18 protein-coding genes and 4 tRNA genes are annotated in these 19,916 nt (G+C 62.6%); 11 read left to right on the forward strand and 11 right to left on the reverse strand.

The window, feature by feature from the left end:
• Window positions 1-2 precede the first annotated feature (2 nt).
• Genes AD664_RS01595 through yacG form a run of 4 tightly spaced genes read left to right on the forward strand, consistent with a single transcriptional unit; the run spans window position 3 to window position 2,930 of the window.
• A complete protein-coding gene (locus AD664_RS01595; RefSeq protein WP_053143982.1) occupies window positions 3-1,220 on the forward strand; it encodes a type II secretion system F family protein in 1,218 nt (405 codons plus the stop codon).
• 1 nt (window position 1,221) lies between these two features.
• Window positions 1,222-2,091 carry an A24 family peptidase gene (locus AD664_RS01600; RefSeq protein WP_053143984.1) on the forward strand — a complete coding sequence of 290 codons (870 nt, stop codon included), beginning with the start codon at window positions 1,222-1,224 and terminating at the stop codon, window positions 2,089-2,091.
• A gap of 12 nt (window positions 2,092-2,103) precedes the next feature.
• Entirely contained in the window at window positions 2,104-2,727 is a 624-nt protein-coding gene (gene coaE / locus AD664_RS01605; protein ID WP_053143986.1) for a dephospho-CoA kinase, read from the forward strand.
• A complete protein-coding gene (yacG, locus tag AD664_RS01610; protein WP_042730990.1) occupies window positions 2,724-2,930 on the forward strand; it encodes a DNA gyrase inhibitor YacG in 207 nt (68 codons plus the stop codon). The genes coaE and yacG overlap by 4 nt, the downstream gene beginning before the upstream one ends.
• On the opposite strand, the gene AD664_RS01615 is transcribed toward yacG, so the two are convergent.
• Together AD664_RS01615 and AD664_RS01620 are read right to left on the reverse strand one after the other, a co-directional pair.
• Window positions 2,927-3,142: a hypothetical protein gene (locus AD664_RS01615; RefSeq protein WP_042730989.1), complete on the reverse strand. Its 216-nt coding sequence runs from the start codon at window positions 3,140-3,142 to the stop codon at window positions 2,927-2,929. The genes yacG and AD664_RS01615 overlap by 4 nt on opposite strands.
• Before the next feature lie 63 nt (window positions 3,143-3,205).
• Entirely contained in the window at window positions 3,206-3,892 is a 687-nt protein-coding gene (locus tag AD664_RS01620) for an energy-coupling factor ABC transporter permease (protein ID WP_053143989.1), read from the reverse strand.
• A 168-nt stretch (window positions 3,893-4,060) separates the two neighbouring features.
• Between AD664_RS01620 and AD664_RS01625 the strand changes: the two genes are divergently transcribed.
• From AD664_RS01625 to AD664_RS01635, 3 genes are all read left to right on the forward strand, one after another.
• Window positions 4,061-4,687 (forward strand): DUF1780 domain-containing protein, encoded by a 627-nt coding sequence (locus tag AD664_RS01625; protein ID WP_003185538.1) that lies wholly within the window; start codon window positions 4,061-4,063, stop codon window positions 4,685-4,687.
• A gap of 121 nt (window positions 4,688-4,808) precedes the next feature.
• Entirely contained in the window at window positions 4,809-4,982 is a 174-nt protein-coding gene (locus tag AD664_RS01630) for a DUF3094 family protein (protein WP_053143991.1), read from the forward strand.
• A gap of 102 nt (window positions 4,983-5,084) precedes the next feature.
• Window positions 5,085-6,383: an NAD(P)/FAD-dependent oxidoreductase gene (locus AD664_RS01635; RefSeq protein WP_053143993.1), complete on the forward strand. Its 1,299-nt coding sequence runs from the start codon at window positions 5,085-5,087 to the stop codon at window positions 6,381-6,383.
• 145 nt (window positions 6,384-6,528) lie between these two features.
• On the opposite strand, the gene AD664_RS01640 is transcribed toward AD664_RS01635, so the two are convergent.
• The 8 genes from AD664_RS01640 to rluD all read right to left on the reverse strand — a co-directional run bounded on the left by AD664_RS01640 (window position 6,529) and on the right by rluD (window position 13,707).
• Window positions 6,529-8,154 (reverse strand): methyl-accepting chemotaxis protein, encoded by a 1,626-nt coding sequence (locus AD664_RS01640; RefSeq protein ID WP_042730986.1) that lies wholly within the window; start codon window positions 8,152-8,154, stop codon window positions 6,529-6,531.
• Window positions 8,155-8,353: 199 nt separating this feature from the next.
• A tRNA-Pro gene (locus AD664_RS01645) sits at window positions 8,354-8,430 on the reverse strand.
• Window positions 8,431-8,524: 94 nt separating this feature from the next.
• A tRNA-Lys gene (locus AD664_RS01650) sits at window positions 8,525-8,600 on the reverse strand.
• Window positions 8,601-8,605: 5 nt separating this feature from the next.
• Window positions 8,606-8,682, reverse strand: a tRNA-Pro gene (locus tag AD664_RS01655).
• A gap of 7 nt (window positions 8,683-8,689) precedes the next feature.
• Window positions 8,690-8,765 (reverse strand) — tRNA-Asn (locus AD664_RS01660).
• Between the two features lie 416 nt (window positions 8,766-9,181).
• Window positions 9,182-11,746: an ATP-dependent chaperone ClpB gene (gene clpB, locus AD664_RS01665; RefSeq protein ID WP_053143995.1), complete on the reverse strand. Its 2,565-nt coding sequence runs from the start codon at window positions 11,744-11,746 to the stop codon at window positions 9,182-9,184.
• Between the two features lie 276 nt (window positions 11,747-12,022).
• Window positions 12,023-12,748, reverse strand: a complete 726-nt coding sequence (pgeF, locus tag AD664_RS01670; protein WP_053143997.1) for a peptidoglycan editing factor PgeF — start codon at window positions 12,746-12,748, stop codon at window positions 12,023-12,025.
• Window positions 12,745-13,707, reverse strand: coding sequence for a 23S rRNA pseudouridine(1911/1915/1917) synthase RluD (gene rluD, locus AD664_RS01675; RefSeq protein WP_042730708.1), 963 nt, complete (start codon window positions 13,705-13,707; stop codon window positions 12,745-12,747). The genes pgeF and rluD overlap by 4 nt, the downstream gene beginning before the upstream one ends.
• A gap of 150 nt (window positions 13,708-13,857) precedes the next feature.
• Here rluD and AD664_RS01680 point away from each other — a divergent pair, with 150 nt between their 5' ends.
• The 4 genes from AD664_RS01680 (at window position 13,858) to AD664_RS01695 (ending at window position 18,156) form a co-directional block, all read left to right on the forward strand.
• On the forward strand, window positions 13,858-14,874 hold the full coding sequence (locus AD664_RS01680; protein WP_042730707.1) for an outer membrane protein assembly factor BamD: 1,017 nt from the start codon (window positions 13,858-13,860) through the stop codon (window positions 14,872-14,874).
• A 126-nt stretch (window positions 14,875-15,000) separates the two neighbouring features.
• Complete coding sequence (locus tag AD664_RS01685; RefSeq protein ID WP_042730706.1) at window positions 15,001-15,234, forward strand: PP0621 family protein; 234 nt, start codon at window positions 15,001-15,003, stop codon at window positions 15,232-15,234.
• Window positions 15,224-16,813 (forward strand): nitrogen regulation protein NR(II), encoded by a 1,590-nt coding sequence (locus tag AD664_RS01690; protein WP_053143999.1) that lies wholly within the window; start codon window positions 15,224-15,226, stop codon window positions 16,811-16,813. The genes AD664_RS01685 and AD664_RS01690 overlap by 11 nt, the downstream gene beginning before the upstream one ends.
• Complete coding sequence (locus AD664_RS01695) at window positions 16,810-18,156, forward strand: sigma-54 dependent transcriptional regulator (RefSeq protein ID WP_053144001.1); 1,347 nt, start codon at window positions 16,810-16,812, stop codon at window positions 18,154-18,156. Before AD664_RS01690 ends, AD664_RS01695 begins: the two co-directional genes overlap by 4 nt.
• A 622-nt stretch (window positions 18,157-18,778) precedes the next feature.
• On the opposite strand, the gene thiO is transcribed toward AD664_RS01695, so the two are convergent.
• A complete protein-coding gene (gene thiO, locus AD664_RS01700; protein ID WP_053144003.1) occupies window positions 18,779-19,879 on the reverse strand; it encodes a glycine oxidase ThiO in 1,101 nt (366 codons plus the stop codon).
• Window positions 19,880-19,916: the final 37 nt, after the last annotated feature.

Genomic DNA, 19,916 nt, shown 5'->3' on the forward strand with positions numbered 1-19,916 from the left:
ACATGGCGGTCAAGGCAGTCAAAACCGATGTCTACACGTGGGAAGGCAAGGACCGCAAAGGCACGAGGATGACCGGCGAGTTGACGGGGCAGAGCACCGCCCTGGTCAAGGCCCAGTTGCGCAAGCAAGGCATCAACCCGCAGAAGGTGCGCAAGAAAACGCCCTCGATCTTCAACAAGGGCAAGCGCATCAAGCCGCTGGACATCGCCCTCTTCACCCGCCAGATGGCAACGATGCTCAAGGCCGGCGTGCCGCTGTTGCAGGCGTTCGACATCATTGGCGAGGGCTTCGACAACCCCAGCATGCGCAAGCTGGTGGACGAGGTGAAGCAGGAAGTCGCTGCCGGCAACAGCTTCGCCGCGGCGCTGCGCAAATGCCCGCAGTATTTCGACGAGCTGTACTGCAACTTGGTGGACGCCGGCGAACAGGCCGGCGCCCTGGACACGCTGCTGGACCGGATCGCGACCTACAAGGAAAAGACCGAGGCGCTCAAGGCCAAGATCAAAAAGGCCATGACCTACCCGGCGGCCGTGGTGCTCGTCGCGGCCGTGGTCACCGGCATCCTGCTGGTCAAGGTGGTGCCCCAGTTCGAGTCGGTGTTCTCCGGCTTCGGCGCGCAACTGCCGGCCTTCACGCTGATGGTCATCGGCCTGTCGGAGTTCATGCAGCGTTATTGGTGGCTGATACTGGCCCTGTTGGTCGGCCTGTTCTTTGGCGTGAAGTACGCCCTCAAGCGCTCCGCGGCGCTGCGTGACTGGCGCGATAAATGGATGCTGAAGCTGCCGCTGATCGGCACGCTGATGTACAAGACCGCCGTGGCCCGCTACGCCCGCACGCTGTCCACCACCTTCGCCGCGGGCGTCCCGCTGGTGGAGGCCCTGGATTCGGTTTCCGGCGCCACCGGCAACGTGGTGTTCAAGCAAGCGGTGCAACGCATCAAGCAGGACGTCTCGACCGGCATGCAATTGAATTTCTCCATGCGCGCTTCCGGCATCTTCCCGAACCTGGCGGTCCAGATGACGGCCATCGGCGAAGAGTCCGGCGCGCTGGATGACATGCTCGACAAGGTGGCAAGCTTTTACGAAGCCGAAGTGGACAATCTGGTGGACAACCTCACCAGCCTGATGGAACCCTTCATCATGGTGGTCCTGGGATTGGTCGTCGGTGGCCTGGTGGTTGCCATGTACCTGCCCATCTTTCAACTCGGCTCTGCGATCTGACATGCCCCTGAGCGAATTCTTCGTGCTTTATCCCCTGGCCTTCGTGCTCACTGCGTTGCTGCTCGGGCTGATCGTCGGCAGCTTCCTCAACGTGCTGGTGTGGCGTCTGCCGAAGATGCTCAGCCGCGAATGGCGCGTGCAGGCCCACGACCTGCTGGGCCTGCCGGCCGAAGCCCCCGGACCGGTCTACAACCTGATGCTGCCCCACTCCCAATGCCCCCACTGTGGCCATCGCATCCGGGCCTGGGAAAACATCCCGCTGCTCAGCTACCTGATGCTGCGCGGCCGCTGTTCGAGTTGCTCCGCCGCCATAGGCCGGCGTTACCCGTTGACGGAACTGGCCTGCGGCGTTCTGTCGGCGTTCGTCGCCTGGCATTTGGGCTTCGGCTGGCAAGCCGCATGGGTGATGGTGTTGACCTGGGGTCTGCTGGCCATGAGCCTGATCGACGCCGAACACCAACTGCTGCCCGATACGCTGGTCCTGCCGCTGCTATGGCTGGGCCTGATCGTCAACAGCTTCGGCCTGTTCGCCTCTTTGAACCAGGCCATGTGGGGAGCGGTGGCCGGCTACCTGGCCCTGTGGTCGGTGTATTGGCTGTTCAAATTGCTCACGGGCAAGGAAGGCATGGGCTACGGTGACTTCAAGCTGCTGGCGATGCTGGGCGCCTGGGGTGGCTGGCAGATCCTGCCGCTGACCTTGTTGCTGTCGTCGCTGGTGGGGGCTGTGATCGGGGTCATCGTGCTGCGCCTGCGCAATGCACCGGGGTCGACGCAGATCCCCTTTGGCCCTTTTCTGGCCATTGCCGGCTGGATTGCATTGCTCTGGGGTGGTCAAATAACCGACTTCTATTGGCAGGCTGTCGGTTTCTAATGTCGATTCACTATGAATAACCTCAAGGAAAAACCCTGGATTCTCGGCCTGACCGGTGGCATTGGCAGCGGCAAGAGCGCGGCGGCCCAGCACTTCATCGACCTGGGCGTGCATGTCATCGACGCCGATCACGCGGCGCGCTGGGTAGTCGAACCCGGCCGCCCGGCGCTGGCCCGAATCGCCGAACACTTCGGCCCAGGCGTGTTGCAGGCCGACGGCGCCCTGAATCGAGCGGCGCTGCGCAAGTTGATCTTCGAAAATGCCGATGAACGCCGCTGGCTCGAAACGCTGTTGCACCCGTTGATCGCCGATGAAATCGCCCATCATCTGGCGCAGGCACAATCGCCCTACGCGATTCTGGTATCGCCGTTGTTGATCGAGTCGGGACAATACGCCATGACCCAGCGCATCCTGGTGATCGACGCGCCGGAACAGTTGCAGGTCGAACGCACGCTGCAGCGCGACCAGACCAGCGAACAGCAGGTCCAGGCGATCCTCAAGGCCCAATCCAGCCGCCAGGACCGCCTGAGCCATGCCGACGACGTGGTGGTCAACGACCGCGACCTCGCCTGGTTGCACAGCGAGGTCGAGCGGCTGCACCACTTTTACCTTACTTTGCGTGGAGGCCAGTCATGAGCCAAACCCCAACCGTTGATTGCCCAACCTGCGGCGCACCCGTCGAATGGAGCCCGCAGAGCACGTTCCGGCCGTTCTGCTCCGATCGCTGCAAACTGATCGACCTGGGCGCATGGGCGTCCGAGGAACACAAGATCCCGGTCAGCCCGGAGGCCGAGGATGAGCTGTTCAGCGAGGACTTCAACCCCCGCTCCCATCATTAAGGCCGCATGAAACCGTAGTCCTGTTGATCGTCGAGGTTTTCCGCCAGGAAGCTCAACTCATCGGCCAGGTCCTCGGCGCTGCGCACTGTCTTGCTCTGTTGCACGATTGCACTGAGCAAGGCACGCAGGCTCAAGCCCGGGTCGAAACCGATCTCCATCGCGGCATCGTGGCTACGCCTGATCTCTTGTCTCGCCCACTCATAAACACTCATCGCTGTGCTCCTGGAAGTTTTCCAGAGCATGAGCGGCGGCTGCCTGCACGGCCTTGATATGCATCAAGATTTGTCTTCATCCTTCCAGGGCGCCGACAGGTAGCGCGTGCGGTTGAAGGTCTCCAGCCATTCGGGGCTGAACACCACCAGCGCACTGACCACCATGCCGTTGATGAACGCCTCGGGGAAGATGATCAGCCAGAGGTAACCGATGAAGTCTTCCAGCCAGTAAGGCATGGCGAATACGCCGTCGTACCACAGCAGCGCGAGCCCCAGCAGCAGGCACAGCAACGCCGACAGCGCGGCGGCGAGAAAGCCCGAGCAGAAGATGTAGACGAACAGGTTGCGCGGCTGGGCGCGCTCCACCAGGATCGCGCAACACTCGGTGACCAGCACCGGCAAGAGGATCAGCAGCGCACCGTTGACGCCCATCGCCGCCATGTCCTGACGCCCCAGCAGCACCAGTGCAGACTGGGCAAAGAGGCCGCCGAGGATTGCCAGCGGCCAGTCCAGCAACAGCGTCACGGCGGTCATGCCGATGAAGTGATACGACACGCCCGTGTCGAAATCCCGTCGCACCAGCCACAGCATGAACAGCGCCAGCACCGTGCCGAACAGCAGGTGCTGGCGTCGACTGTCGGTGAACAGCTCCACCCACGGCGCGCGCCAAACGGCCCAGGCCAGCACCGGGACATACATCAGCCAACCCACCGCCTGGGTCTGCGGTGAGAGCAGTTCGGCACCGATCATCGCGTTACACCTTTCATGTCCTGTGGCCAGGGCTCTGGCGGCCACCGGGCTGCGCAGCCGTCCCCTTGCCAGCGTCATTTCCAGTCGGCAGTCTACACCTCCCCAAGCACCGCCATTAATCAACGCAACGCTTTCAGCTTGTCGCAATTGAACGCTAAGCTTGGGCCCATGGATGATTCCGATTATTTACGCCTGCTCACCATCGCGGCCGAGCAGGCCAATGCATTTCTTTCCAATGCCCGCAAATGGGAGCGTGAGCGTTGGGTTTGCCAACGCCTGCTGCAAGGCCTGAACGTGCCCTATCGCGCCGACGAGTTCGCCCCCGCCGGCGAGCCGCCGGACGTGCTGTTTCGCGATGCCAATTTCGAAGTGTTCTTCGTGCTCGACGAGGGCCGGCGCCTCAATGACGAGTGGCGCGACGAGCTGCAACGGCGCCGCAGCGCCTTTTCCCTGAGCCAACTGGTACGCCGCGAAGCCAAGCCCCGGCGGATCCCGGCCAACGAGTTCTTGCTCAGACTGGCGCCCACCTTGCGCAAGAAAGCCCACAACTACACGGAGCGCGGCATGGACCTGGGCGAGCTGGACATCATTGCCTTCGCCAGCCTCAAGCGTGAAGTGCTGGACCTCAACAGTCACTTCCCGCCGCCCACCGAGTACCTGCGCCAGGGGTGGCGCTCGCTGTCGCTGGTGGGGCCGACGTTTGCCCGGGTGCTGTTCGCCCATCCCGATGCGCCAGATTTCCTGCGGGGCAACCTGGGTCGCAGCATCGTGTTCGACGTCGGGATCAGCCTGTGAGCCCGCGCCAGGCAGCCCGTGGTGCACACTCATCTGACGAGCGGCTACGCTGCATTGAATGCCGGATCGCCGGACGCTGTAACGCCAGCCCATTTCGCAACGTCTACCTGACGAGGCCTTTATGACCAGCCGCCTGAACCCAGATGACCAGAAGCATGTCGAAGAGTACCTGCAACTGTCCCAGCACCGAGTCGAGCGCCGGCCTTTCCGGCCGTGGATGCTCCTGGTGGTGGTATTGGCCGTGACCATCGGCCTGTGCCTGTTGAGCCGCTTGATCAGTTACCTGACGCTATGAGCAGGTGTCGTGCCTCATTTCAAGGAACAGTGTTTGTGAGGCACGACACCACACTCGCGAGGGTAACGGCACCGATTTCCTTTAGCCTTGCGAGATATCCCCATGACTCATCGTATTGTCATTGTTGGCGGCGGCGCCGGCGGTCTGGAGTTGGCTACCCGTCTGGGTAAGACTCTGGGCAAGCGCGGCACCGCCAGTGTGATGCTGGTCGACGCCAACCTGACCCACATCTGGAAACCCCTGCTGCACGAAGTAGCTGCCGGCTCCCTGAACTCCTCCGAAGACGAACTCAACTACGTCGCCCAAGCCAAATGGAACCACTTCGAGTTCCAATTGGGGCGCATGAGCGGACTGGATCGTGAGCAGAAGAAGATCCAACTGGCAGCCACCTACGACGAGGCGGGCGTGGAATTGTTGCCGGCCCGGGAGCTGGGCTACGACACCCTGGTGATCGCCGTCGGCAGCACCACCAACGATTTCGGCACCGAAGGCGCGGCGCAGCACTGTCTGTTCCTCGACACCCGCAAGCAGGCCGAGCGCTTCCACCAACAACTGCTCAACCATTACCTGCGCGCCCACGCCGGCCAGGCCGATGCAGCGCAGCGTATCAGCGTCGCCATCGTCGGCGCCGGTGCCACCGGTGTCGAACTGGCGGCCGAGCTGCACAACGCCGCCCATGAGCTGGCAGCCTACGGCCTGGACCGGATCAAGCCGGAAAACATGCACATCACCTTGATCGAAGCCGGGCCACGGGTCTTGCCAGCCCTGCCCGAGCGTATCGGCGGCCCGGTGCACAAGACCCTGGAGAAACTCGGGGTAAATGTGATGACCAATGCCGCCGTCAGCCAGGTGACCGCCGACAGCCTGATCACCGGCGACGGCAAGGTGATCGATGCGAGCCTGAAGGTCTGGGCCGCCGGGATCCGCGCACCGGCTTTTCTCAAGGACATCGATGGCCTGGAGACCAACCGGATCAACCAGCTGCAAGTGCTGCCGACCCTGCAGACCACCCGCGACGAGAACATCTTTGCCTTCGGCGACTGCGCCGCCTGCCCTCAACCGGGCAGCGACCGCAACGTGCCGCCTCGCGCCCAGGCGGCGCACCAGCAGGCATCGCTGTTGGCAAAATCGCTGAAGTTGAAAATCGAAGGCAAGCCGCTGCCCCATTACAAATACACCGACTACGGCTCGCTGATCTCGCTGTCGCGGTTCTCGGCGGTGGGTAACCTGATGGGCAACCTCACCGGCAGCGTGATGCTCGAGGGTTGGCTGGCGCGGATGTTCTACGTGTCGCTGTACCGCATGCACCAGATGGCGCTGTATGGCACGTTCCGCACGGCGATGCTGATGCTGGGCAGCAAGATCGGCCGCGGAACCGAGCCACGGCTCAAGTTGCACTGAAGAGAGTCGTTGCCTGAAACACCGCCTTCGCGAGCAAGCCCGCTTCCACAGTTGACCGCGTACACATCAGGTACTCGATCTCCTGTGGGAGCGGGCTTGCTCGCGAAGACGGCAGTGCAATCGATGCTGATCTACAGCCCTGCACTCAGACCTGAAACCGCTGCACCATCGTGCGCAACGAATTGGCCAACTGCGACAGTTCATGGCTGGACGCACTGGTCTGGTCCGCCCCCGTGGCCGAGCGTACGGACAAGTCCCGGATATTCACCAGGTTGCGATCAACCTCACGGGCCACTTGCGCCTGCTCCTCGGCGGCGCTGGCGATGACCAGATTGCGTTCGTGGATTTCGCTGACCGACGTCGTGATGGTCTGTAGCGCTTCTCCCGCGCGCTCCGCCATCGCCAGGGTGCTGGCGGCGCGGCTGGAGCTGGCCTGCATGGAACCCAGCGCCTGGCTGGCACCGCTGCGCATGCCCTGGACCATCTGCTCGATTTCCTGGGTCGATTGCTGCGTGCGATATGCCAGCGCCCGGACTTCGTCGGCCACCACCGCAAAACCGCGGCCGCTTTCCCCGGCCCGAGCCGCCTCGATGGCCGCGTTGAGGGCCAGCAGGTTGGTCTGCTCGGCAATGGCCCGGATCACATCCAGCACCTTGCCGATATCCTGCGATTGGTTGGCCAAGGACTGCACCAGGTCACCCGTGACCTGCACATCGCTGGCGAGGGCGCCAATGGCGTCCACCGTGTCACTGACCCGCTGCTGTCCGAGGGAAGCCGACTCACTGGACTGACGCGTGGCATCGGAGGTGGACACGGCGTTGCGGGCAACCTCCTCCACGGCGGTGGTCATTTCGGTGACCGCGGTGGCCGCCTGTTCGATTTCGTTGTTCTGCTGTTGCAGGCTCTGGGTGCTGTCGAGGGTCACTGCGTTCAGCTCATCGGCGGCGGTGGCCAATTGCGTCGCCGAACCGCTGATGCTCTGCAGCGTTTCACGCAGGTTCAACTGCATGGTCGCCAATGCCTTGAGCAAGCGGCTCACTTCGTCGTTGCCGTGGGTCTCGATGGGCCGGGTCAGGTCACCTTGGGCGACATGCTCCGCCGCGCTCAGCGCCTCGCCCAGGGGTTTGACGATACTGCGGGTGAGCAACATCGCCAGGATCACCGTGGCCAGGGCCGCGAGCACGATGAACAGGCTGACGATCATGCGGGAGTTGGCGTAGTGCTCCTGGGATTTCTGGCTCTCGAGGGACACCTGCTGGGAGAACAACTGCGCCAGGTCGTTGAGCTGTTTGCCGGAACCGTCCACCACGGTCTTCATGTCCACCAGCAACAGCTTGATCAGGTCCTCGCGCCGACCCTGTTCCGCCAGGGTAAAGGACTGGGCGATACCGGCGCGGTAAGCGGCGAAGGTCTGCTTGAACTGGTCATAGAGCGCCTTGCCTTCAGGAGTGACGACGAGCTTGTCATACGTGGCGATTTTTTCGCTCAGTTCCTTGTCACGCGTGTCCATTTGCCCGCGATACACCGAAATGTTCTTCGGGTCTTCGTCCAGCGCCATGCGCAGGGAAATCGTGCGGATGCGCAGCATCAGTTCGCGAATCTCGTCACCACCGCGAATGCTGGGCAACCACTGGGTTTCCACCGCGACTTCGCTGTCACGGATGCTCGACATCTGGCCCAGCGCAAACACCCCGAGCAACGCCACCAGCACGGCGATCAAGGCAAACCCCAAGGCGGCGCGGGGGGCAATATTCAGCTGACGAAGAAACATAACGGGGTGCCTTTTTTGTTATTGGCCTGAAATGGGGCGATCAGTCCAAGCCCCGGTTGGTGGGCAACGGGCCAGACGCTTTCGCGAGCAGGCTCGCTCCCACAGGCGTTATCGGCAGGTTGTATGACAACTTGACACCCCGGGCCTTTTTCGCAGGCAAAAAAAATCCCCGTATCTTTCGATACGGGGATTTTCAATATGGTCGGGGTAAGGGGATTCGAACTCCTGACATCCTGCTCCCAAAGCAGGCGCGCTACCGGACTGCGCTATACCCCGGTAAAAAAAAGGCGACCTCTGCAAGTCGCCTTCCTCGATCAGCGCTTTTGGCCTCTGATCTTAAGATTCGATTCCAGCGAACTGGTCTCAAAAATGGTGGGTCGTGTGGGATTCGAACCTACGACCAATTGGTTAAAAGCCAACTGCTCTACCAACTGAGCTAACGACCCAAATATGGTCGGGGTAAGGGGATTCGAACTCCTGACATCCTGCTCCCAAAGCAGGCGCGCTACCGGACTGCGCTATACCCCGATTGAAATGGCTCCGTGACCAGGACTCGAACCTGGGACCCAATGATTAACAGTCATTTGCTCTACCGACTGAGCTATCACGGAACTGATATTTCAAGTTACAACGTTGAAGCTAGCTTCAACCTCTTCTACCCTGTTCGCATCGCTGCGTTCGTGTGTCTGAGGCGCGCTATTCTACAATCTTCAAAACCTCTGTCAACCCCTTAAATTGCTTTCAAGACAATGATTTGCAACTTATTTCGGATTCTTTCTCAGGGAGAAGTAACCCTTGGGGTGACGTACTGCGGGGCGCACTTTACAAGCCTTTTCCTTTGAGTTCAACGACCTGATGAAAAAAATGGTGCTTGGAAGCGAGCCTCCCCATCGATCAGGAAAAGAACGCCGGCCGTGGCGAGGGCACTTGCTCCCGCTGGGTCGCGTAGCGGCCCCTCAAAGAGCGAGGAATGCTTCGCACCCCAGCGGGAGCAAACGCCCTCACCACAAAAGCCCAGGCAATCGCCTCAGTTGAAGACGATTTCGTCGTTCTCCACTGTGCCGGTCACAGTTTCACCTGGCATGAAGCGGCCGGACAGGATCAACTGCGCCAACGGGTTCTCGATCCAGCGCTGGATCGCACGCTTGAGTGGCCGTGCGCCATAGACCGGGTCGTAACCCACCGCAATCAACTTGTCCAACGCCTCGTCGCTCAATTGCAACTTCAGCTCGCGCTCGGTGAGGCGGCTGCGCAGGCGACCCAACTGGATCTCGGTGATGCCGGCGATCTGGTCACGGGCCAACGGTTCGAAAATCACCACCTCGTCGACCCGGTTGATGAACTCCGGCCGGAAGTGGGTGGAAATCGCATCCATCACTGCCGCACGTTGTGCCTCGCGGTCACCTACCAATTCCTGGATCTGCGCCGAGCCCAGGTTGGAGGTCATCACGATCACGGTGTTACGGAAGTCCACCGTGCGCCCGTGGCTGTCGGTCAGGCGCCCGTCCTCCAGCACTTGCAAAAGGATGTTGAACACATCCGGGTGCGCCTTCTCGACCTCGTCCAGCAGGATCACCGAGTAAGGCTTGCGCCGTACCGCCTCGGTCAGGTAGCCGCCTTCCTCATAGCCGACGTATCCCGGTGGGGCACCGATCAACCGCGCCACGGAATGTTTCTCCATGAACTCGGACATGTCGATGCGCACCATCGCCTCTTCGGTGTCGAAGAGAAACTCGGCCAACGCCTTGCACAGCTCGGTCTTACCGACACCGGTCGGGCCGAGGAACATGAACGAGCCACTCGGCCGGTTCGGGTCCGACAACCCGGCACGGGACCGACGCACGGCGTTGGCCACCGCCACCACCGCCTCTTCCTGGCCGATCACACGCTGGTGCAACAGGCTTTCCATCTTCAGCAGCTTGTCGCGCTCGCCTTCGAGCATTTTCGACACCGGGATACCGGTCCACTTGGAGACCACTTCGGCGATTTCTTCCTCAGTGACCTTGCTGCGCAGCAACTGGTTTTCGCTCTTGCCGTGCTGGTCGACCATCTGCAGGCTGCGCTCCAGGTCCGGGATCACCCCGTACTGCAGCTCGGCCATGCGGTTGAGGTCGCCCTTGCGACGGGCCGCCTCCAGTTCCTGGCGGGATTGCTCGATCTTTTGCTGGATCTGCGCCGAACCCTGGACTTCGGCTTTCTCCGAGTTCCAGATTTCCTCGAGATCGGAATACTCGCGCTCATGGCGAACGATTTCGTCCTGCAACCTTTCCAGCCGCTTCTTCGCCGCTTCGTCGCTTTCTTTCTTCAGGGCCTGGGATTCGACCTTGAGTTGAATCAGGCGCCGCTCCAGGCGATCCAGCACTTCGGGCTTGGAATCGATTTCCATGCGGATGCGGCTGGCCGCCTCGTCGATCAGGTCGATGGCCTTGTCCGGCAATTGACGGTCGGTGATGTAGCGGTGGCTGAGCTTGGCCGCCGCGATGATCGCGCCATCGGTGATCGCCACCTTGTGGTGAACCTCGTACCGCTCCTTGAGGCCACGCAGGATGGCGATGGTGTCTTCTTCGCTCGGCTCCTCCACCAGCACTTTCTGGAAACGCCGTTCGAGGGCCGCGTCCTTCTCTATGTATTGGCGGTATTCATTGAGCGTGGTCGCGCCGACGCAGTGCAGTTCGCCACGGGCCAGTGCCGGCTTGAGCATGTTGCCCGCATCCATCGAGCCCTCGCCCTTGCCGGCGCCGACCATGGTGTGCAACTCGTCGATGAACAGGATGATCTGGCCTTCCTGTTTGGACAGTTCATTGAGCAGCGCCTTGAGCCGCTCTTCGAACTCGCCACGGTATTTGGCGCCGGCGATCAGCGCCCCCATGTCCAAGGACAGCAGACGCTTGCCCTTGAGGCCATCGGGCACTTCGCCATTGATGATGCGCTGGGCCAGGCCCTCGGCGATGGCGGTCTTGCCCACGCCGGGCTCACCGATCAGCACCGGGTTGTTCTTGGTACGGCGTTGCAGCACCTGCACCGTGCGACGGATTTCATCGTCGCGCCCGATCACCGGGTCGAGCTTGCCTTCCTCGGCACGCTTGGTCAGGTCGACGGTGTATTTGTCCAGCGCCTGGCGGGACTCCTCGTGGTTGGCGTCATTGACTGCTTCGCCGCCACGCAGGTTGTTGATGGCGTTTTCCAGGGCTTTCTTGCTCACGCCCTGGCCGAGCAGCAATTTGCCCAGTTTGCTGTTCTCGTCCATGGCGGCGAGCAGCACCAGTTCGCTGGAAATGAACTGGTCGCCCTTCTGCTGGGCCAGGCGGTCGGCCTGGTTGAGCAGCCGGGCCAAATCCTGGGACATGTTCACGTCACCGGTCGGATTCTGGATCTTGGGCAGTTGGTCGAGCTCCTTGGCCAACTCCTTGCGCAGGCTGTTGACGTCAAAGCCCACCTGCATCAGCAGGGGCTTGATGGAGCCGCCTTGCTGTTCGAGCATGGCTTGCATCAAGTGCGCCGGTTCGATACCGGGATGGTCCAGGCCGACGGCCAGGGACTGGGCATCGGACAGGGCCAATTGTAATTTGCTGGTTAAACGATCAATTCGCATGGGTCACCTTCCTATTGAGCAGGCCGGATCGAAAAAACATCCTGAATGAAGAAACCTGCCAGATACCGCTATAGATGTGGACGATTCTGGAAGATTCAAGCGGGCTTCATTGACACAGATCAGTCAGATGGCAGCCCCTTCCAAGCCTTTGTGGGCGCGAGCCTGCTCGCGAAGAAGGCGGCTTGTCAGCCAATTAAGGTTAGCTGACCCGTCGCCGTCGCGGGCAGGCTCGTCCCCACAAAGGGATCTGCTACAAGGAGGCAGCCGAAGGGGCTTTTATTGGTCGAGCCAGACCAGGGAGGCGAAGCGGCCGGTACGCGGATTGCGACGGTAGGAGAAAAAGCGAGGATCGGTCACGGTACACAGGCCGCCACCATAGACCGCCGTAACGCCGCGCGCCGCCAGCCGCAGGCGCGCCAACGCATAAATGTCGGCGAGGAACTTGCCGACATTGTGGCTGGGGACGAAGGCTTGCGCCGCACTGGGCAGTTGCGCGATGAACGCGTCACGCACTTCCGGCCCGACCTCGAAGGCTTGCGGGCCAATGGCCGGACCGAGCCAGGCAAGGACCTGGTCGGCGGGCACCTGGAGGCTGTCCAAGGTCGCTTCCAGCACGCCGTTCGCCAACCCGCGCCAACCGGCATGGGCGGCCGCGACGCGGGTGCCGGCACGGTCGCAGAACAGCACGGGCAGGCAGTCTGCGGTCATCGCCGCACACGCGATACCGGGTGTCGCTGTCCAGCTGGCATCGGCGGTGACCACTTGGCTGGGGTCAGCCTCGACCACGTCAATCCCATGGACCTGCCGTAGCCAGGCTGGACGGATGGCGAACCGATCGGTGAGACGGCGACGGTTCTGCGCCACGGCCGCAGGGTCGTCCTCCACATGGTCACCGAGGTTGAGGCTGTCGAACGGCGCCAGGCTGACGCCGCCCGCACGGGTGGTGACACAGGCCTTGACCCGGTCCGGCGCGGGCCAGTCGGGGATCAGCCAGTCACTCATCCGATGAACGCCTCGCGGTCCTGCTTGAGCAAGGTCAGCAGCCAGACGAAGTCATCCGGCAGCGGCGACTCCCAGCTCATGCGCTTGCCGGTGGTCGGATGGTCCAGCTCCAGGAACCGCGCATGCAGCGCCTGGCGCGGGAAGTTCTTCAGCGACTCGACCATCGTCACGCTGGCCGCTGGCGGAATGCGGAAACGTCCGCCATAGGCCGGGTCGCCCACCAACGGGAAGTTGATGTGGGCCATGTGCACGCGAATCTGGTGGGTACGGCCGGTTTCGAGCTTGACCCGCACGTGGGTGTGGGAACGGAAACGCTCCAGCACGCGGTAATGACTGACTGCCGGCTTGCCGCCCTCCATCACCGCCATGCGCTGGCGCTGCTGGCCATGACGGCCGATCGGGGCGTTGATCTTGCCACCGGCGGTGACCACGCCGATAACGATGCATTCATAGATACGGCTGACACTGCGGCTTTGCAGCTGTGCGACCAGTTGTGTCTGGGCCTGGATGGTCTTGGCCACGACCATCAGGCCGGTGGTGTCCTTGTCCAGGCGATGGACGATGCCGGCACGGGGCACGTTGATGATGTCCGGCACGTGGTGCAGCAAGGCGTTGAGCAGCGTGCCATCGGCATGCCCGGCCGCCGGGTGCACCACCAGGCCCGCAGGCTTGTTGATGACCAGGATCTCGTCGTCTTCATAGACAATGTCAAGGGCGATGTCCTGGGCGACCCATTCTCCCTGGGCCTCCTGCTCGGCAGTCAGTTCGAGGACGGCACCGCCATGGACGATGTCGCGCGGGCGAACGACCGCCCCATCCACGGTCAGGCGGCCGTCCTTGATCCAGGCGGAAAGGCGCGAGCGCGAGTGCTCGGCAAAGAGTTGGGCGGCGACTTGATCGAGGCGTTGGCCGCCCAATTCGGACGGCACCTCTGCGCGAAGTTCTATTTTATCGGACATGCTCGGACTGGGCGTCGGCACAGCCTTTGGTTTCGGCTGCGCGCTTGTGGTTAAATACGGCGTCTTTTGCCCCGAGGCTTTCAACGGGGCGCTCATCATAACAGGACGGCCCCGCCCAAGACAGCGGCCGTCATAGGGACGCAAGCCGCCATGCAAGTGAAACACCTGCTGCTGATCGCCATCCTCGCATTGACTGCTGCTTGCTCGTCGAAGGAAGTCGTAGACGAAAACCTGAGCGAAGTCGAACTGTACCAACAGGCGCAGAACGACCTGGACAACAACAGCTACACCAGCGCCACAGCCAAGCTCAAGGCTCTGGAGTCGCGGTATCCGTTCGGTCGCTATGCCGACCAGGCCCAGCTGGAACTGATCTACGCCAACTACAAGAACGCCGAGCCGGAAGCAGCGAAGTCCGCAGCCGAGCGCTTCATTCGCCTGCATCCGCAGCACCCGAACGTCGATTACGCCTACTACCTCAAGGGCCTGACCTCCTTCGACCAGGACGTCGGCCTGCTGGCGCGCTTCCTGCCGCTGGACATGACCAAGCGTGACCCTGGCGCGGCCCGCGACTCCTACAATGAGTTCGCCCAGCTGACCAGCCGCTTCCCCAACAGCCGTTATTCGCCGGACGCCAAGCAGCGCATGATCTACCTGCGCAACCTGTTGGCCTCCTACGAAATCCACGTGGCCGATTACTACCTGACCCGCCAGGCTTACGTCGCCGCCGCCAACCGTGGCCGCTACGTGGTGGAAAACTTCCAGGAAACCCCTTCGGTGGGCGACGGCCTGGCGGTGATGACCGAAGCGTACCAGCGCCTGCACCTGGACGACCTGGCTGCCACCAGCCTGGAAACCCTGAAGCTGAACTACCCGGACCACCCTTCGCTGGTCGACGGCCAGTTCACCCCGCGGGTCGGCGAAGTCGACAACCGTTCGTGGCTGAGCAAGGCCACCCTGGGCCTGATCGAGTCCCGTCCACCGCTGCCGCCGGGAGAAACCCGCGCCAACCAGGACGTACAGCGCCAGTTCCAGGACGCCAAGGAAGCCATTCCGAACGAACTCAAGCCCAAGGACGAGAATGGCGACGTGATCGAGGAAGAAACCCCCGAGAACGAATCCAGCGACCGCTCCTGGTTCAGCTACATGACCTTCGGTCTGTTCGACTAAGGCCACGCTGCCAGGCAAACAGGGAGACCCGACGGTCTCCCTTTTTTGTGCCTGGAATCCACAGCCCTGTGCGCCGCTCCCGTGCCCGGCTAAACTGCCTGATCTCTAGCCAAAAAGCCGCCCATCATGCTTCGTCTACTATTCTGGATTGCCCTGATTGCCGCCGCGGTATGGTTCTGGCGCAAGCTCAAGGCCGCCTCTGCCACGCCGAACGCCCCCCGGGAGCCGGATGCGCCGCCGATGGTCCGTTGCGCCCAGTGCGGCGTGCACCTGCCTCGCGACCGGGCGCTGGTGCTCGAACAACAGTGGTATTGCAGCCAGGCTCACCTCGAGCAAGGCCCAGGCAGCCGTGAACGCTGAGGCCGCCAGCCCGCGCGTCAAGCAGGCGCAGCGTCTGCTGCGTCTGTATCACCTGTACCGCCTGAGTATCGGCATCACCCTGGTGCTGTTGATCTCCAGCAACATGGACAACCGGTTGCTGGAGTCCGCCAACGACGACTTGCTGCGCAGCGGCAGCTGGTTGTACCTGGTCTTGAACATCCTGCTGGTGGTGTTCCTGGAAAACACCCGCCGCCCGGCCCGCCTGTTCGGCCTGGCCCTGGCCGACGTGCTGTTGCTCTCCTGGCTGTTTTTCGTCGCCGGGGGCGCCCCCAGCGCCATCGGTAACCTGCTCATCGTCTCCGTGGCCATCGGCAACACGCTGTTGCGAGGCCGTATCGGCCTGTTGATCGCCGCCGTCGCCACCCTCGGCATCGTCGGCTCGTGCTTCTTCCTCGGGCTGAGCGACGCAAGCCGGCCCAGCAACTATCTGCAGGCCGGCACCCTGGGCGCGCTGTGCTTTGCCGCCGCACTATTGGTCCAAGGCCTGACCCGACGCCTGGAAGCCAGCGAAACCCTGGCCGAGCAACGGGCCAGTGAAGTGGTCGGCCTGGAGGCGCTCAACGCCCTGATCCTGCAACGCATGCGCACCGGCATCCTGGTGCTCGACCGCCAACGCCGGGTGCAACTGGCCAACGAAAGCGCGCTGAACCTGCTGGGCATGCACGACCTGGTCGGCCAGCCGATCGACGACTGCTCCAACGCCCTGGTCGAACGCCTGCAACGCTGGCTGAACAACCCCAGCCTGCGGCCACAGAGCCTGACCGTCCCTGGCACCGGCCTGACGCTGCAGCCGAGCTTCATCGCCCTGGGGCATCATGAACAGCATCAGATCCTGGTGTTTCTCGAAGACCTGGCCCAGGTGTCCCAACAGGCCCAGCAACTCAAACTCGCCTCCCTCGGGCGCCTCACCGCCGGCATCGCCCATGAAATCCGCAACCCCTTGGGCGCGATCAGCCATGCCGCGCAATTGCTGCGCGAGTCCGAGGAACTGAACAGCGCCGATCGGCGTCTGACGCAGATTATTCAAGACCACTCGCAACGAATGAACCGCGTCATCGAAAACGTCCTGCAGCTGTCACGCCGCCAGCAACCCACGCCCCAACGCCTCGACCTGCGGACCTGGCTCCAGCAATTCGTCCAGCAAGCCCACGAAAGCGCGACCGAGCATCAGCATTTGCACCTGAGCATCGATCCAGGCGACTACATTACGCTCATGGACCCCGACCAGTTGACCCAGGTGCTCGACAACCTGCTGCGCAACGCCTGGCGCCACAGCGCGATGATCAACGAGCAGGCCGAAGCCTGGTTGAAGCTGTCCGTCGACCCCCATAGCCAGTTATCCACGCTGGACATCATCGACAACGGGCCCGGCGTGACGCCTGACCAGCAGGCGCATCTGTTCGAACCCTTTTTCACCACCAGCAGCCAGGGCACCGGCCTTGGCCTCTATCTGTCCCGTGAGCTGTGCGAAAGCAACCAGGCCCGCCTAGACTTCAAACCACGCCAAGGCGGCGGTTGCTTTCGCATCACCTTTGCTCACGGACGGAAACAGATTTGAATACACGCTCACGGCAACGAATCCTGATCGTCGACGACGAGCCGGACATCCGCGAACTCCTGGACATCACCCTGGGCCGGATGAAACTCGACACCCGCAGCGCCAAGAACCTTGCCGAGGCCCAAGCCCTGTTGGCGGACGAGGCCTTCGACCTGTGCCTGACCGACATGCGCCTGCCCGATGGCACCGGCCTGGAACTGGTGCAACACATCCAGCAACGCTACATCCAGCTGCCCGTGGCGATGATCACCGCCTACGGCAGCCTGGAAACCGCCATCGACGCTCTCAAGGCCGGGGCCTTCGACTTCCTGACCAAGCCGGTCGACCTGACCCGGCTGCGTGAACTGGTCGCCAGCGCCCTGCGCCTGCCACCGGTTGCCGCCCCCGGCACAACCATCGAGCGCTGCCTGCTGGGCGAATCACCGCCCATGCGCAATGTGCGCAAACAGATCGAAAAACTCGCCCGCAGCCAGGCGCCGGTGTACATCAGCGGCGAGTCGGGCTGTGGCAAGGAGTTGGTGGCCCGGCTGATCCACGAGCAAGGTCCCCGTTCCAATCTCGGTTTTGTGCCGGTCAACTGTGGGGCAATTCCCACGGAGCTGATGGAAAGCGAGTTTTTCGGCCACCGCAAAGGCAGTTTCAGCGGCGCCATCGAAGACAAGCCCGGGCTGTTCCAGGCCGCCCATGGCGGCACGCTGTTCCTCGACGAGGTGGCCGACCTGCCCCTGGCCATGCAAGTCAAACTGCTGCGGGCCATCCAGGAAAAAGCCGTGCGCGCCGTCGGCGGCCAGCAGGAAGAAGTGGTAGACGTACGCATCCTCTGCGCCACCCACAAGGACCTGGACGCCGAAGTCGCCGCCGGGCGCTTTCGCCAGGACCTGTACTACCGGCTGAACGTCATCGAACTGCGCGTCCCGCCCCTGCGCGAACGCCGCGAAGACATCGAGCCGCTGGCCAACCACGTGCTCCAACGCCTGGCGGCCAACACCGTCAGCCCCGCCGTAACACTCCACCCCCAGGCCCTGGAGGCCCTTCGCAACTATCGTTTCCCAGGAAACGTGCGGGAACTGGAGAACATGCTCGAACGGGCCTACACCCTTTGCGAACACCAGCAGATCGAAGCCGACGACCTGCGCCTGGCCGACAGCAATAACGCTACCGACGCCACCAGCGCCGACCTGGTACAGGTCGACAACCTGGAAGACTACCTGGAAGACGTCGAACGCAAACTCATCCTCCAGGCCCTGGAAGAAACCCGCTGGAACCGCACGGCGGCGGCCCAGCGGTTAAAACTGTCGTTTCGTTCGATGCGGTATCGGTTGAAGAAGCTGGGGTTGGATTGAGGGAAGCCGCCTCCAATGGCTGGGCTCTCCCCGCTGGGCTGCGTAGCAGCCCCAAGACAGTCAATACAAATCTACCTGATAAACGCCGCGACGCGATTGGAGGTGGCAGCTGTACGCGGGTTCGCGCACCGAGACCTTGGTACCCGGCATACCCGAAGGTATCCCACGCACAGCCAGCCATGACAGTGAATAAATATTGGATGTGCCGACGCCTTCGCGAGCAAGCCCGCTCCCACAGGGAGACCGAGGCCAGCCGCAAGAACAGGCCGGCTGTAAGGCCGCCTCACTTTTGCTTTTGCTTTTGATCTTCGGGCCCCGTTAACCACGACGGCCGAACGCAGGCATTGCGTAGTGGGCACCCCGGCATGGATGCCGGGGTAGCCGCGCTGGGCCATGGATGGCCCTTCGCGGTGGGCCCACGGAGCAATGCCGGAGTGAGGGTATGCCGAGCCCAAGCGAGGCACCGAGTGGTGGGGCCAAGCCTTTTTTGCTTACTTTTTTTGGCGTCTGAAAAAAAGTAAGCCGCCGTCAGGGCGGAACCCTAAGCCGCCGTTACCGCAGCAACGGATATGTGCTCGACCCAAGACCGCCATCGCGAGCAGTCTCGCTCCCACAATTAACCCTACATCCGCTCCGCCGGCGCGTACGGCGCAGGGTCAATCACCGGCTCGCGCCCTAGCATCACATCCGCAAACAACCGGCACGACGCCGGCGCCAATACCAACCCATTGCGATAATGCCCACAGTTCAACCACAACCCCGCAAACCCAGGCACTTCACCGATATAGGGAATTCCCTCCGGCGACGCCGGTCGCAACCCTGCCCAATGTCCGACCACCTCGGCATCGGCCAGCGCCGGAATCAGCTGCTGCGCCGAAGCCTTCAGGCTCTCCAGCGCCACATCGGTCGGGGTCTTGTCGAAGCCTTCGCGCTCCAGTGTGCTGCCCACCAGGATGTGCCCGTCGCGACGGGGTATCGCGTAACGGCCCTTGGCCAGGACCATGCTCGACAGGAAATCCGCAGCGCACTTGTACAGGATCATCTGGCCCTTGACCGGCTCGACTGGCAACTTCAGCCCCAGCGTGCCGAGCAACTCGCCACTCCAGGCACCCGCGGCCAGCACCACCTGGTCACCATGGATCGGCCCCGCGGAACTGTTCACCCCCACGACACGCTCACCCTCGCGAATGAAGCCGCTGACTTCGCAATGCTCATGCAGCGTGACACCGGGCATCGCCAACAAGGCGGCCTTGAGGGACTTCACCAACCGGGGATTGCGCACGTTGGCGACGTCGGCCATGTAGATCGCCCGGGAAAACCCTGCGCCCAGCACCGGCACCGCATCCCGCACGGCGCCGATATCCACCGCCCGCAATGGGCGCCCTTCCCGCTCGGCCCAGGCCAGCGCTTCGTCCTGGTCATCCAGGTCCAGCCAATACAAGCCGGTGACATGCACTTGCGGATCGACGCCGGTGGAGGCGAACAGACGCTGCCCCAGTTGTGGATAGAAATCCTGCGACCAATGGGCCAGGGCGGTGACCGCCGGGCTATAGCGCCAGGGGTACAACGGCGAAACGATACCGCCACCGGCCCAGGAGGCTTCCTGGCCGACGCCGCCGCGGTCCAGCAGCACCACGCGCAGCCCTTCGCACGCCAGATTGAACGCCGTCAGCAGGCCGATGACGCCCCCGCCGACAATCACCACTTGCTGTTGCATGGTCATGTTCTGATTCGACTCACAAGACAGAGGGCGCAAGACC

Source organism: Pseudomonas sp. P97.38 (assembly GCF_001269745.1).
Taxonomy (GTDB): Bacteria; Pseudomonadota; Gammaproteobacteria; order Pseudomonadales; family Pseudomonadaceae; genus Aquipseudomonas; species Aquipseudomonas chlororaphis_E.